Source organism: Saccharicrinis sp. 156 (genome assembly GCF_050589685.1).
In the GTDB taxonomy this organism is placed as follows: Bacteria; Bacteroidota; Bacteroidia; order Bacteroidales; family Marinilabiliaceae; genus Saccharicrinis.
Genome location: NZ_JBNGOS010000111.1, coordinates 1 through 587 on the forward strand (window position 1 = coordinate 1; position 587 = coordinate 587).

The 587-nt window shown below is 38.8% G+C and carries 1 protein-coding gene; it reads left to right on the forward strand.

What is annotated here, in order from left to right; translation table 11 throughout:
- A partial coding sequence (locus tag ACRD64_RS25260) for a transposase (protein ID WP_430937428.1) occupies window positions 1-579 on the forward strand: 579 nt, incomplete at its 5' end.
- Between the last annotated feature and the right edge of the window lie 8 nt (window positions 580-587).

The window sequence follows — 587 nt, forward strand, 5'->3', positions numbered from 1 at the left end:
CCAAATCCGGCATATAATGTCGAACACTTTAAATACAATAAAACCAGTGACTGTTACATCTGCCCTGAGCAACAAAAGCTGGTCACAACCGGTAAGGTACACCAGGCAAAGACCTACCAATTTAAGCGCTATACAACCAAAGCTTGTTTGTGCTGCCAAGTAAAGGATCAATGCAGTAAGGCCAAGTATGGCAAGGCAATTCAGCGGAGCGAGTACCAAGAGCTCATCGAACTTAACAAAGAAAGAGTAAGGGGAAATGAAAATTATTATAAGCGGCGACAGGCCATTGTAGAACACCCCTATGGTACCATCAAACGGCAATGGGGGTTCAATTACATTATTACAGTGAAATATATTGATCGGGCCGAAGCAGACCTTGGTCTGATCATGAATGCCTATAACCTACGCAGAATTATCAATATAATTGGAAAAGACCAACTGGTAAAATACCTGCGAAGCATTGCCTTTGTGTTAATGCCTCAAAAAGTTATATATCGATTGTTTTTGGATATTTTAAGCCATTTACTTATCAAAACAAATTATTATCATTATTTTCAATTCGTAAATAGAACGGCCTAAAACAAGCT